Annotated in this window: 10 protein-coding genes; 4 read left to right on the top strand and 6 right to left on the bottom strand. The window is 69.8% G+C overall.

Annotated features, from left to right (window positions below; genetic code table 11):
• Positions 1-139: 139 nt before the first annotated feature.
• Positions 140-1,564, top strand: coding sequence for a replicative DNA helicase (dnaB, locus tag AC1Q7O_RS03015; protein ID WP_492658482.1), 1,425 nt, complete (start codon positions 140-142; stop codon positions 1,562-1,564).
• A gap of 13 nt (positions 1,565-1,577) precedes the next feature.
• On the opposite strand, the gene AC1Q7O_RS03020 is transcribed toward dnaB, so the two are convergent.
• Positions 1,578-2,504: a LysR family transcriptional regulator gene (locus AC1Q7O_RS03020; protein ID WP_492658481.1), complete on the bottom strand. Its 927-nt coding sequence runs from the start codon at positions 2,502-2,504 to the stop codon at positions 1,578-1,580.
• Between the two features lie 90 nt (positions 2,505-2,594).
• Between AC1Q7O_RS03020 and aptA the strand changes: the two genes are divergently transcribed.
• Together aptA and AC1Q7O_RS03030 are read left to right on the top strand one after the other, a co-directional pair.
• Positions 2,595-3,938, top strand: coding sequence for an omega-aminotransferase AptA (aptA, locus tag AC1Q7O_RS03025; protein ID WP_492658480.1), 1,344 nt, complete (start codon positions 2,595-2,597; stop codon positions 3,936-3,938).
• A gap of 22 nt (positions 3,939-3,960) precedes the next feature.
• Positions 3,961-5,451, top strand: coding sequence for a CoA-acylating methylmalonate-semialdehyde dehydrogenase (locus AC1Q7O_RS03030; RefSeq protein WP_492658479.1), 1,491 nt, complete (start codon positions 3,961-3,963; stop codon positions 5,449-5,451).
• Between the two features lie 6 nt (positions 5,452-5,457).
• On the opposite strand, the gene AC1Q7O_RS03035 is transcribed toward AC1Q7O_RS03030, so the two are convergent.
• Complete coding sequence (locus AC1Q7O_RS03035; RefSeq protein ID WP_492658478.1) at positions 5,458-6,747, bottom strand: MFS transporter; 1,290 nt, start codon at positions 6,745-6,747, stop codon at positions 5,458-5,460.
• Positions 6,748-6,817: 70 nt separating this feature from the next.
• On the opposite strand from AC1Q7O_RS03035, the gene AC1Q7O_RS03040 reads away from it, so the two are divergent.
• Positions 6,818-7,942, top strand: a complete 1,125-nt coding sequence (locus AC1Q7O_RS03040; RefSeq protein ID WP_492658477.1) for a PA0069 family radical SAM protein — start codon at positions 6,818-6,820, stop codon at positions 7,940-7,942.
• A gap of 17 nt (positions 7,943-7,959) precedes the next feature.
• Here the strand turns inward: AC1Q7O_RS03040 and AC1Q7O_RS03045 are convergent, their stop codons facing one another.
• From AC1Q7O_RS03045 to dnaJ, 4 genes are all read right to left on the bottom strand, one after another.
• Positions 7,960-8,964, bottom strand: a complete 1,005-nt coding sequence (locus tag AC1Q7O_RS03045) for a lysozyme inhibitor LprI family protein (protein ID WP_492662661.1) — start codon at positions 8,962-8,964, stop codon at positions 7,960-7,962.
• A gap of 79 nt (positions 8,965-9,043) precedes the next feature.
• Positions 9,044-10,720, bottom strand: a complete 1,677-nt coding sequence (locus tag AC1Q7O_RS03050) for a phosphoethanolamine transferase (protein ID WP_492658475.1) — start codon at positions 10,718-10,720, stop codon at positions 9,044-9,046.
• Positions 10,721-10,790: 70 nt separating this feature from the next.
• Positions 10,791-12,434 (bottom strand): response regulator, encoded by a 1,644-nt coding sequence (locus AC1Q7O_RS03055; protein WP_492658474.1) that lies wholly within the window; start codon positions 12,432-12,434, stop codon positions 10,791-10,793.
• 252 nt (positions 12,435-12,686) lie between these two features.
• The gene (gene dnaJ / locus AC1Q7O_RS03060) at positions 12,687-13,841 is read right to left on the bottom strand and encodes a molecular chaperone DnaJ (protein WP_492658473.1); all 1,155 of its coding nucleotides are present in this window, start codon (positions 13,839-13,841) and stop codon (positions 12,687-12,689) included.
• Between the last annotated feature and the right edge of the window lie 4 nt (positions 13,842-13,845).

The raw sequence follows: 13,845 nt of genomic DNA on the forward strand, positions 1-13,845 counted from the left end.
ATGCCGGTGACAGCCAGTCACCGCATCATCGAAAGAAGGCCGATACCCTCGAGGGTTTCGGCCTTCTGTCTTTCAGGACCGGGTTTTCCCACCCGCTCCACCGTTTGCCCCCAGTTCGTTCACAGCTTTGTCCACAGGCATGTCCGCGATCTTCCCCGCATCCTCTTCCGCCGCGCCGCAAGACGACGAGGTCGCCCGCCTGCGCGTGCCGCCGCATTCGGTGGAGGCCGAGCAGAGCGTGCTCGGCGGCCTGTTGATCGACAACTCGGCCTGGGACAAGGCGGCCGACCTGCTGACCGACAGCGACTTCTACCGCTTCGAGCACAAGCAGGTGTTTGCGGCCATCGGCAAGCTCGTCAACGCCGGCAAGCCGGCCGACGTGGTGACCGTCTTCGACGAGCTGACCTCGCTGGGCCGTGCCGAGGACTGCGGCGGTCTGGCCTACCTGAACGCGCTGGCGCAGAGCGTGCCGAGCGCCGCCAACCTGCGCCGCTACGCCGAGATCGTTCGCGAACGCGCCATCCTGCGCAAGCTGGTGGCGACGTCCGACGAGATCGCCACCGCCGCGATGAACCCGCAGGGCAAGGCCGTCACGCAGATCCTGGACGAGGCCGAAGGCAAGATCTTCAAGATCGGCGAGGAGGGCTCGCGCAGCCAGCAGGGCTTCCAGAGCATGGACCGGCTCGTCATCGCGCTGATCGACCGCGTCAACGAACTGGCCGAGGCCGGGTACCAGGACGTGACCGGCGTGCGCACCGGCTTCTTTGACCTGGACAAGCAGACCGCCGGCCTGCAGCCGGGCGACCTCATCGTGCTGGCCGCGCGCCCGTCCATGGGCAAGACGGCGTTCGCCGTCAACATCGCCGAGAACGTCGCCATCAACGAGGGCCTGCCGGTCGTCATCTACTCGATGGAAATGGGTGCCGCGCAGCTGGCCTTGCGGATGGTGGGCTCCATCGGCCGCATCGACCAGAGCCACCTGCGCACCGGCCAGCTCAAGGACGACGAATGGAGCCGGCTGTCCGAGGCCGTCGACAAGCTGGGCAAGGCCGCCATCTACATCGACGAGAGCCCCGGCCTCTCGCCCAGCGAGGTGCGCGCCCGGGCGCGGCGGCAGGCGCGCATCAGCGGCCAGCTGGGGCTGATCGTCATCGACTACCTGCAGCTGATGACCGGCAACGGCGGCGGCAGCGAGGAAAACCGCGCGACCGTGCTGGGCGAGATCTCGCGGGGCCTGAAGGCGCTGGCCAAGGAGCTGCGCTGCCCCGTCATCGCGCTGTCGCAGCTGAACCGCTCGGTGGAGCAGCGGCCCGACAAGCGGCCCATGATGTCCGACCTGCGCGAGTCCGGCGCCATCGAGCAGGACGCGGACATCATCATGTTCATCTACCGCGACGAGTACTACACCAAGGACGAGTGCAAGGAGCCGGGTGTGGCCGAGATCATCATTGCCAAGCAGCGGAATGGCCCGGTGGGCACCGTGAAGCTGATGTTCCAGCGCATGCACACCAAGTTCGAGAACCTCGCGCCGGGCTACGTGGGCGTGGAACGCGACGAGTACTGACGCGGGGCGCCGCTCAGCCGGGCGCGTGCGCGGCCTCCAGCGCCTGCACCAGCGTCCACGCGGCCCGCGTGGGCTGCGGATCGTGGCGGTAGATGCAGGCGAAGCTGCAGTCGTAGCCCAGCGTGTCGGGCGACACGGCGCGCATGCGGCCGGCGGCGACGAATGGCTGCGCGTAGTGGTCGGGCAGGAAGCCGACGAAGCCGCCGCTCAGCACCAGCGTGGCCACGCCCTCCTGGTCCGACGCGGTGGCGTGCCGCTGCAGCTGATGCTGGTGCGCCAGCCGCAGGTTGGGTGAGTGGTAGCCCAGGCCGGCCAGCTTCTGGCGGCGCAGGTCGGCCCATTGCCAGCGGGCATCGGCCGCAAACCAGGGGTGCCCGGCGCCGGCGTACAGGTGCATCGCCTCACCGAACAGCGGGCGGTAGGCCAGGCTGTCGGAGCGCCGGTGTTCGGGGATAACGCCCACCTGGAAGCGGCCCGACAGCACGCCCTGCTCGATGTCGGTGATGGTGCCGACATGCACGTGCAGCTGCACGCCCGGCGCGGCCGCGTGGAACTGCGCCAGCGCGCGGTCGATGTGGCAGGCGGGGTTGCTGACGGTCTTCTCGAACAGCGCCAGGTGCAGGTCGCCGCCGATCTGCTGGTGGATCTCCTGCAGCCGGGTGCGGAAGTCCGTCGTCGCGGCCAGCAGCTGCTGCGCGGCGGCATACAGCTCGGCGCCCTCGGCCGTCAGCGCAAAGCCGGCGCGGCCGCGGCGGCACAGCACCAGGCCCAGCCGTTCCTCCAGGTCCTTGATCTGCCGGCTGATCGTCGGCATACCGACGTTGAGCTCCAGCTCGGCCGCCGCCATGCCGCCGCATTCGACAACGGTCTTGAAGACGCGCAGCAGCCGCAGGTCCACGTCGGCGATCTGGCCCGGCAGCGAGGCATTCATTGGTTTCATATCCAGTCAAGTGAACATTGATATGTTGCCATTCTTGGAAATCAATGGCCTGGGCAGCATGCAGCCCTCTGTAGCGAGGAGCCCGAGCCCATGTCCCCAACGACACCCCAGCGACCCGACGGCTGGATGGATGCCCACTGGATGCCGTTCACCGGCAACCGCCAGTTCAAGGCCAACCCGCGCCTGCTGACCGGCGCCGAGGGCGCCTACTACCGCACCGACGACGGCCGGCGCATCTTTGACGGGCTCTCGGGCCTGTGGTGCACGGGCCTGGGCCATGGGCGCACCGAGATCGTCGACGCCGTCAGCCGCCAGGTGCGCGAGCTGGACTATTCGCCGGCCTTCCAGTTCGGCCACCCGCTGTCGTTCGAGCTGGCGAACCGGCTCGTCGAGAAGATGCCTGCCGGCCTGAACCGCGTGTTCTTCACCGGCTCGGGCTCGGAGTCGGCCGACACGGCGCTGAAGATGGCGCGGGCCTACTGGCGCGCCAAGGGCCAGGCCAGCAAGACGCGGCTGATCGGCCGTCTCAAGGGCTACCACGGCGTCAACTTCGGCGGCATCTCGGTGGGCGGGATGGTGGCCAACCGCAAGACTTTCGGCCAGGGCGTGGAGGCCGACCACCTGCCGCACACGCAGCCGCCCAGCGGCAGCTTCTTCAAGGGCATGCCGCCGGCCGAGGGCCCGCACGGCGCGGCGCTGGCCGACGAGCTGCTGCAGCTGATCGCGCTGCACGATGCGAGCAACATCGCGGCCGTCATCGTCGAGCCGTTCTCGGGCTCGGCCGGCGTCGTCATCCCGCCGGTGGGCTATCTGCAGCGGCTGCGCGAGATCTGCACGGCGCACGACATCCTGCTGATCTTCGACGAGGTCATCACCGGCTTCGGCCGCACGGGGTCGTGGACGGGCGCCGAGGCCTTCGGCGTGACGCCGGACATCCTGACCGCCGCCAAGCAGATCACCAACGGCGTGCAGCCGCTGGGCGTCGTCGTCGCCAAGCAGGCCATCCACGACACCTTCATGGCCCAGGGCGGGCCGGACTACATGCTCGAGTTCCCGCACGGCTACACCTACTCCGCCCACCCGGTGGCCTGCGCGGCCGGCCTGGCCTCGCTGGACCTGCTGGCGCGCGACCATGCGCTGGAGCGCGTGAACGCGCTGGCGCCGATGTTCGAGAACGCGGTGCACGGCCTGCGCGGCGTGAAGCATGTGGCCGACATCCGCAACTTCGGCCTGGCCGCGGGCATCACCGTCGCGGCGCTGCCGGGCGAGCCGGCGAAGCGGCCGTTCGACATCGCGATGGCCATGTACGCCAAGGGCTTCTACGTGCGCTACGGTGGCGACACCATCCAGCTCGCACCGCCCTTCATCAGCACGCCGGCCGAGATCGACACGCTGGTGTCGGCCCTGGGCGACTGCTTCGAAGCCACTGCCTGAACCTTCAACAGCCCACTCTCCCGTGATCACCCATCTCATCAACGGCCAGCAGGTCGACGGCGGCAGCCGCTCGGCCGACGTCTTCAACCCCGCCACCGGCCGCGTCGCCGCCCAGGTGCGCCTGGCGGACCGCGCGACGGTCGAGTCGGCCATCGCTGCCGCGCAGGCCGCCTTCCCCGGCTGGCGCAACACGCCGCCGTTGAAGCGCGCACGCGTCATGAGCCGCCTCAAGGAGCTGCTGGAGCAGCATGCCGACGCGATCTGCCGCCTCATCACCGACGAGCACGGCAAGGTGCTGGCCGACAGCCTGGGCGAGCTGCAGCGCGGCATCGAGAACGTCGAGTACGCGAGCTACGCGCCCGAGCTGCTGAAGGGCGAGCACAGCCGCAACGTCGGCCCGGGCATCGACGCCTGGTCGGAGTTCCAGGCGCTGGGCGTCTGCGCCGGCATCACGCCGTTCAACTTCCCGGCCATGGTGCCGCTGTGGATGTGGCCCATGGCCGTGGCCTGCGGCAATACCTTCGTGCTCAAGCCCTCGGAGCGCGACCCGAGCAGCGCGCTGCTCATCGCGCAGCTGGCGCAGGAAGCCGGCCTGCCGCCGGGCGTGTTGAACGTCGTCATGGGCGACAAGGAGGCGGTGGACACGCTGCTGACCGACCCGCGCGTGCAGGCCGTCAGCTTCGTCGGCTCCACGCCCATCGCCGAATACATCTATGCGACGGGCACGAAGCACGGCAAGCGCGTGCAGGCGCTGGGCGGCGCGAAGAACCACGCGGTCGTCATGCCCGATGCGGATCTGGACAACGCGGTCAGCGCGCTGATGGGCGCGGCCTTCGGCTCCTGCGGCGAGCGCTGCATGGCCATCCCGCTGGTGGTGGCCGTGGGCGACGCGACGGCCGACGCGCTGCGCGACAAGCTGGTGGCCGAGATGGCCCGCATGAAGATCGGGGCGGGCCGCGAGGCCGGCTGCGACATGGGCCCGCTGGTCACGAAGCCGCACCTGGACAAGGTGCGCGGCTACGTGGCCCAGGGCGTGGAGGAGGGCGCCGAGCTGGTGGTGGACGGCCGCAGCCTCACGGTGGCCGGGCACGAGGGCGGCTACTTCCTCGGCCCCTGCCTGTTCGACCGCGTGCGGCCCGGCATGCGCATCTACGAGGAAGAGATCTTCGGCCCGGTGCTGGGCCTCGTGCGCGTGCAGAGCCTGGCCGAGGCCATGGCGCTGATCGACGCCCACGAGTACGGCAACGGCACCTGCATCTTCACGCGCGACGGCGAGACGGCCCGCCACTTCACCGACCACATCCAGGTCGGCATGGTGGGCGTCAACGTGCCGCTGCCGGTGCCGGTGGCCTACCACTCCTTCGGCGGCTGGAAGCGTTCGCTGTTCGGCGACCTGAACGCCTACGGGCCCGATGCGGTGCGCTTCTACACGCGCCGCAAGCAGATCACGCAGCGCTGGCCGTCGTCGGGCGTGCGCGAGAGCGCGGTGTTCGCGTTTCCGTCCAGCCGGTAGACGCGCTCAGTGCAGGCGGTCGCGCTGCGCCAGTGCCGGGAACAGCCTGAACCACAGCGCCACGACCGCCAGCACGCCAAAGCCGCCCAGCAGCACCGAGCCCACCGGCCCCAGCAGCGCCGCGGTGGCGCCGGACTCGAACTCGCCCAGCTGGTTGCTGGCGCCGATGAAGACCGAGTTCACCGCGCCGACGCGGCCGCGCATGTCGTCCGGCGTTTCCAGCTGGACCAGCGACTGGCGGATGACGACGCTGACCATGTCCGCCGCGCCGCTGACGGCCAGCACGATGAAGGCGACGACGAACGACGTCGTCAGCGCGAACGCGATCATCGCCAGGCCGAACACGCCCACGGCGCCCAGCAGCCAGTGCCCGGCACGGCGCGTGATGGGCCGGCGCGATAGCCACACGCCGACGACGACGGCGCCCAGCGCCGGCGCCGAGCGCAGCAGGCCCAGGCCCTCGGGGCCGGTGTGCAGGATGTCTTTCGCGAAGATGGGCAGCAACGCCGTGGCGCCGCCCAGCAGCACGGCGAACAGGTCCAGCGAGATGGCGCCCAGCACCACCGGGCGCTGCCAGATGAAGCGGATGCCCGCCGTCAGCTGCGCCAGGCCCGGCGCCGCGCGGCGCGGCTGCAGGGGGCGGTGGCGGATGGACAGCACCGCCAGCACGGCGCAAACCAGCAGCAGCAGCGACACGCCATAGACGATGGCCGCACCCCAGTGCGCCGCGGCGGCCGCCGACGTGCCGTGCGCGACGCGGCCGGCCGCCCACGGCCCCAGCGCGTACAGCACGCCGCCCAGCGCCGGGCCGGCAATGATGGCTGCCTGCATCGTGGAACTGGACGTCGCCACCGCGCGCGGCAGCAGCTCCACCGGCACCAGCGACGGCATCAGCGCCTGCTGCGCCGGCATCTGCAGCGCCCGGGCGCAGCCCAGCACGATGGACAGGCCCAGGATGAGGCCGGGCCCCACCCAGCCGCCGCCGCTGGCCAGCGCCAGGCAGGTGGCCGTCAGCAACTGCAGCCCGAGGCTGGCGGCCAGCAGCAGGCGGCGGTCGTGCTGGTCCACCACATGGCCGGCCGGCAGCGTCAGCAGCAGCGCGGGCAGGAACTGCGCCAGGCCCACCAGCCCCAGCTCCCAGGCGCTGCCGGTCAGGTCGTACATCTGCCAGCCCAGCGCCACCATCAGCATCTGGTTGGCGGCGCCGCCGGTCACGCGGGCGGCCAGCAGGCGCAGGTAGTCACTCTGGTCGCGCAGGCGGGCCAGGCCTGCGGAACTCGTCACGGGAATCGTCATCTCCGCTCAGTCTAGGGTGTGGCCGATGGGCAGGTGCCCGGCAGGCCTAAAAGCTGTATATATTTACAGCATGTCGCGCGCACCCATTCGCATTGCCGCCGCCCAGCCGAACCTGGTTGCCGCCGAGTCCATCAAGGGCCGCGGCACGGCCACGGCCATGCCGCACCGCTTCGAGCGGCGCGAGCGCGAGCAGTACGACGACGGCTGGGGCTCGCTGGACCAGGACGCCGCCGAGGAACACCTGCCGCCGGCCACCCAGGTCATCGAGGAGATGGCCAGGAAGATCGTCACCAGCAACCAGTCGCCCGACATCTCGTTCGACTACTCCATCAACCCCTACCGCGGCTGTGAGCATGGTTGCGTCTACTGCTTCGCCCGGCCCACGCACAGCTACCTGAACCTGTCGCCGGGGCTGGACTTCGAGACCCGCATCGTCGCCAAGGTCAACGCCGCCGAGCGGCTGCGCGAGACGCTGGCCGGCGCGCGCTACGAACCACGCTCGCTGGTGCTGGGCACCGCGACGGACGCCTACCAGCCGGTGGAGCGCCGGCTGGGCATCACGCGCCGCATCGTCGAGGTGCTGGCCGAGACCGGCCACCCGTTCTCCGTCGTCACCAAGAGCAGCGGCATCGAGCGTGATCTCGACCTCATCGCGCCGATGGCCGCGCAGGGGCTGGTGTCGGCCTACCTGTCGGTGACGACGCTGGACAACGACCTCGCCCGCATCCTGGAGCCGCGCGCCGCGGCGCCGGCGCGGCGGCTGCGCACGATCAAGGCGCTGGCGGACGCGGGCGTGCCGGTGGGCGTCAGCGTGTCGCCCATCATCCCGTTCATCAACGAGCCGGAGCTGGAGCGCATCCTGGAGGTCGCCGCCGCGGCCGGCGCCAGCAGCGCCTTCAGCATCCCGGTGCGGCTGCCGTGGGAGGTGAACCCGCTGTTCCAGGACTGGCTGCAGCGTCACTTCCCCGACCGCGCCGACCGCGTGATGGCCCGCATCCGCGACATGCGCGGCGGCAAGGACAACGACGCACGCTTCGGCACCCGCTTCACCGGCGAAGGCATCTGGGCCGACCTGCTGCGCGCACGCCTGCGGCGGGCGGCGGCCAAGCTGGGCCTGCGCACCGAGCGCCGGCCGGTGCAGCTGGCGCTGTTCACGCCGCCGCGCAAGCCGTCGGCGCAGGGGGATCTGTTCTAGTCGCGGTCGCGCTGCCGTCAGCGCTTGTCGAAGAACGACACGTCGCAGGCCGGCGCGGCATTGCCGATCAACAGCGGCTTGAGCGCGGCCCAGGGCACCGTGATGGGGCCGGGCGTGCCGGCGTAGCTGCCGGCCTCGTAGGCGCTGAAGCTGATGCGCAGGCCCACAGGTGTGATCAGCCAGCGGCGCTCGTCTGCGGCGACCTCACGAACCGTCCGTTCCACCGGATCGGCCTTGTAGGCGTCGGCTCCGCTCGCATAGGTCTGCCAGAACAGCGTGGGCAGCCTGGCCTGCCAGCCGGAATCCTTGGCGAACAGGTCCGCCGCCGTCAGCGGGCGCATGTCGGCCTGGAGCAGCACCGTCGTCGGGAATACGTCGTAGATGCCATGGGGCGCGCCGTGGGAATAACGAAAGCTCGTCCTCTCGAGACTCAACAGGCGAGCATTGCCGCAGGCGATGGTGGCATCGCTGAGGATGTCTGCCGTCGAGTCATCATCGCTGTCGCTCGGCATGGTTGGCGGTTCCGGCGGCTTCTGCGCGCGGTTCCAGGCGAGTTGGTCGGGCGTGGTCACGCCGTCAATCTGCACATGCCCGACGTGATGGGTGACCATGCCGGCTCGTCCGCCGGTGTCGTCCCCAGGCGGGCCGGGGCGCGCGTCGTACTGGTCGACGTGGTTCAGCACGAGGACGCCGAGCTTCACGCCGGCTTGATCGAGGCGCTTGATGCGTTCCTGCAATTCTCGCGACAGGCAGGCTTCGTCGGACACCCGGGTCTGCGGCGCCGGCTTGCAGACCTGTGGCGCGTAGCGCAGCCAGGCGCGCTGTGACGTCTTCAGCGCGGTGCCGCCGGCGGGGCTCAACGCGGCCAGTGCGCGCTGGTAGGACTGCGCCATGCGCTCGTCCAGCGCCGACAGCGCCGCGTTGCCGCAGATGGCCCGTTCCATCGGCGTCTTGGCCAGCTTGCAGTCGAAGCTCGCAGCGCGGGCGCCGGTACACGACAGCAGCGCCAGCAGCGCGGCCATGGCGCGATGTTTCGCGGTGATGCCCATCTATTGCCCTCCCTGTTCAAACCGAGCCGGCGTGGTGGCGCCTGAGGCGCGCTTATTGGCGGCAGCCGGCCAGCAAGTCCCACTCCGCCTTGTAAACATCCGCCCGCGCGCCCACCCAGCCCATCGTCGTGTGGAACAGGTTGTCGTGCGACGCCGGCTTGTCGCGCAGCGTGGCCAGGCAGCCGGGCTTCATCGATGCCGCCAGCGCGCCGCCTTCGGGTACCCACAGGATCATGGGCACGTGCGTCTGCTCCTTCGGGGCCATCGCGTACGGCATGCCGTGCAGGTACAGGCCGTTCTCGCCCAGCGATTCGCCGTGGTCCGACACGTACAGCATGCCGGTATCGAAACGGTCCTGCTGCGCCTGCAGCCACGCGATGGAGCGGGCCAGCAGGCGGTCGGTCGTCAGCAGCGTGTTGTCGTAGCCGTTGACGACCTGCTGCCGCTCGCAGTCCTGCAGCTGGTTGCTCTTGCACTCGGGCAGGAAGCGCTTGAGCTCGTCCGGCGAGCGCTTGAAGTAGGCCGGGCCGTGGCTGCCCATCTGGTGCATGACGAGCACCAGGCCGCGCTTCACGCGCTCCGGGTCCAGCGCGGCGATGCGCTTGTCCAGCTCGTGCAGCAGCGCCTCGTCGAAGCACTCGGCGCCTTCCAGTTCATCCTTGTGGCACAGGCTGGCGGGCAGCGGCGTGGCGCCATCGGGCAGCTTGGACGTGAAGCTGTTGGGCACGCGGTCGCACAGGCCTTTGCAGCCGCTCTGGTTGTCCAGCCACAGCACGGCCAGGCCGGCGCGCTGCAGCACGTCCAGCAGGTTCTCCTGGGGCTTGTCGGCATCGAAGCCGGCCCGGCCCTGCGGCGCGAACATGCAGGGCAGGGAGGCGGCCGTGGCGGTGCCGCAGGAGCTCACGTCGCGCAGGCTGACGACCGGCAATTTGGACAGCTCGGGGTTGGTCGGCCGCGCGTAGCCGTTGAGGCTGAAGTTCATCGCCCGCGCCGTCTCGCCGACGACCAGCAGCAGCAGCGGCGGCTTGGCGCCGTCGGCGCGCGGCAGCAGGCGCGCGTCGGCGCCGATGACCACCGGCGGGCCCTTGGGGCCGGACAGGCTGCGCACGCCGACGATGCTGACCGAGTAGACGGCGTTCAGCGGCGTGACCATGTAGCGGATGGACTTGTGGTTGCGCATCGTCGACGACAGCGTCGCGAACACGCTCAGCGCCAGCAGCACCATGACGACGAGGCCCAGGCCGAAGGACGCGAGGTTGCCGCCCAGCCGTTTGCCGGCCGACTGCGCCGGCGCTTTCGGGCGGCGCAGCAGCCACCGGGCGGGCAGCGCGCCCAGCAGCAGCAGGCTGGCGAACAGCTTCCAGCTCAGCAGGTCGCGCGTCTCGCGCACGTCGGTCTGCGCCATGTTCACGACCATCGTCGGGTCGAACACGATGCCGTAGCTGCCGATGAAATAGGCCAGCGCGCCGGCGCTGAGCAGCAGCACGGCCAGCACGCCCTTGATGAGCCGCGGCCAAGCCAGCAGGCTCAGCACGGCGCCGGTGGCGGCCGTGACCATGCCGGCGAACACCAGCGTGAACCCGAGGCCGATGCCCGGCAGCGCCTGCAGCTGCTTCCACAGCGGCCAGTTGGCGAGCAGCCCCATCCACAGGGCGGCCAGCCAGGCCTGGGTCAGAGGGCGGGCGGTGTCGGGGCGGAACCAGGCCAGCAGGCGCTTGAGAAAAGTCATGGCAGTCGGAGAGGCGGGGGCGGGCGCATTCTGCCGCCAGTGCGGCGCCCGGGCCGTCCGCCAGCTGGCGTCAGGCCGGCACGGAGGCCGCGGCGCCGGTGCGCAGTGCGACGCCGCCGGTCGCGCGTGCCTTGGACGAGCCGCCACCCATGGGCCTGACAAAGCGGCCGTGCAGCACGTCGATCTGTTCGGCCAGCGTGCCGGCCTCCTCGATCTTCTCGGCATGGCGCTTGAGCACCAGGCCGGCCATGTCGATGAGCTTGGCGTTGCGTGTCAGCTCGCCCTGCTGGATGAGCAGCTCCACTGCCATCTTGGCGCTGCCTCGCAGCGAGTGGCGCATGGCCGTTTCGGCGACGCTGAAGACCTGCTGGTGGCAGTCGCGGAACTGCTCGGCCGCGCCGATGTGGCCCTCGGTCATCGCGACGAGGATCTCGGTGCTGGCCTTGGCGGAGCAGTAGCGCGTGCCCAGGCTGCGCAGGATGGGCATCATCTCCTCCAGCTCCACCTCCTGGCTGGACAGTCGTATCCACAGCGCTGTCAGCAGCGACGCGGCCTCCAGGTCGAAGTTGCCGGCGTCGGCGTGCTCGGTGAACTCGCGTGCGACCACCAGCGCCTGGCCCACGCGGCGTTCGAGCAGGAAGGACAGGCCGCGGAACACGAGGTCGAAGCGCTGCAGCCGGATGGAGCCCGGCGCGCGTTCCAGCGCGGCCGTCAACGCGTCGTGCGCGTACTTGAAGCCCTTGTAGTCCTTGTTGTCGAAGCGCATCAGGCCGATGAGGACGACGCTGAGCATGTCGAACAGCTTGGAGCGCAGCCCCTGCGACATGGCGCGCTCCAGCATGCGCAGCGAGTCGGCGCGCTGGCCGGCGTAGAAGCCCAGCGAGCCGCAGCGCTGCAGCCGCAGCAGGCAGCCGGGCGTCAGCGTGGCGGCGATCTGGTAGGTCTTGAGCGCCTCCTGCAGGTCGCCCTGTTCCATCTGCACGTGGCCCATCAGGTCGTGCGAGTCGGCGTAGTCGGGCAGCTCGCCGATGAGGTTTTCCAGCGTGCGGCGGGCCTTCTGCAGGTTGCCGCCGGCCACCTCGGTGCGCGCCACGCCCAGCCGTGCCCAGGGCACCGTCTTGGCCGCGATGATGGCCTCGTACAGCGCCCGGGCGTCTTCGAAGCGCTTGAGCCGCAGCAGCAGCTCGGCGCCGATGCGTGCGGCGTAGAGCCAGTACTTGCCCTTGGCCTCGAAGCGCGCCAGGCACAGGTTGGCGGCGGTCTCGAAGTCCTCGGCCTCGATGGCCTCGAAGATGTCCTTCAGGATGCGCTTGCGCTGGCGCGCGCTCGCCAGTCGCTCGGCCAGGTTGGCGCTGGTGTAGGGCTTGATGAGATAGGCGTCCAGCGCCGCCTCCGCCGCCTCGGCCACCTTGGCGTAGGTGGCTTCGCTGGTCACCATCACGAAGACGGTGGAGTAGGGCAGCAGGCCTTCGCGGCGCAGCTCGTCCAGCAGGTCCTGTCCCGACGTGTCGCTCGTGTCGAAGTGGTAGTCGCACAGCACGATGTCGAAGGTCTGGTGCTCCAGCATCACGCGGGCGTCCTTCACGCGCGGCGTCTGGCGCACGGTGCCCACGCCCAGGTCGCGCAGCTGGGCCGACATCAGGCTGCGCGAGTTGGCGTTGCTGTCAATGATCAGCGCCGACGCGGCCTGGATGGTCTGGTCCATCAGGAACATGCGTGTTCCCTTCCCGGCGCGGGGCCGTGGACTCTGATCGGGAAACGCACAGGCAGCATCACTTATGAGTCATCGGTATGACAGTCCATGGACTTTAGGTTTTCCCCAGCGAGAAGGGAGCGGTGGTTAACGCGCGTTCTCGCTGCATTTCGTGACATCCGACGCGATGGCATCTGCGGTGACGACGGCGCCGACCATGAAAAAAGCCGCGGTCTCCTGGCGGAGTGCCGCGGCTGATCGGCCCGGAAGGGCTTATTTGAACAAGTCCTTGACGCGGTCGGTCCAAGTCTTGGCGTTGGGCGAATGCTTCTCGCCGCCCTTCTTCAGCGACTCGTCCAGCTCCTTGAGCAGCTTCTTCTGATGCTCGGTGAGCTTGACCGGCGTTTCCACGGCGATGTGGCAGTACAGGTCGCCGGGGTAGCTGGAGCGCACGCCCTTGATGCCCTTGCCGCGCAGGCGGAAGGTCTTGCCGTGCTGCGTGCCCTCGGGCAGCTCGATCTCGGCCTTGCCGCCCAGCGTCGGCACCTCGATCGTGCCGCCCAGCGCGGCCGTGATCATCGACACGGGCATCGTGCAGTGCAGGTCGTCGCCGTCGCGCTCGAAGATGTCGTGCTGCTTGATGCGGATCTCGATGTAGAGATCGCCCGCCGGGCCGCCGTTCACGCCGGGCTCGCCATTGCCCGCCGAGCGGATGCGCATGCCCTCGTTGATGCCGGCCGGGATCTTCACTTCCAGCGTCTTCTGCTTCTTCACCTTGCCCTGGCCGTTGCAGGCCGTGCAGGGGTCGGGAATGATCTTGCCGCTGCCGTGGCAGTGCGGGCAGGTCTGCTGGATGCTGAAGAAGCCCTGGCGCATGTGCACCGTGCCCGAGCCGCCGCAGGAGCCGCAGCTCTTGGCGCTGGTGCCGGGCTTGGCGCCCGAGCCGCCGCAGGTCTCGCAGCCTTCCCAGCTCGGGATGCGGATCTGCGTTTCCTTGCCGCGTGCGGCCTCTTCCAGCGTGATCTCCATCGCGTAGCTGAGGTCGCTGCCGCGGTAGACCTGCTGGCCGCCGCCACCGCGGCGCTGGCCGCCGCCCTGGCCGCCGAAGATGTCGCCGAAGATGTCGCCGAAGGCCTCGGCAAAGCCGCCGAAGCCCTCCGCGCCCGGGCCGCCGCGGCCGGCACCCATGTTGGGGTCCACGCCGGCATGGCCGTACTGGTCGTAGGCCGCGCGCTTCTGCGCGTCGGACAGCATCTCGTAGGCCTCCTTGGCCTCCTTGAACTGTTCCTCGGCCTTCTTCGCCCCGTCGCCCTGGTTGCGGTCGGGGTGGTACTTCATGGCCAGCTTGCGGTAGGCCTTCTTGATGTCCTCCTCGGTCGCGTTTTTCGCGAGGCCGAGGACTTCGTAGTAATCGCGCTTGGAAGCCATGCTG

Source organism: Roseateles sp. GW823-FHT07B05 (assembly GCF_058794515.1).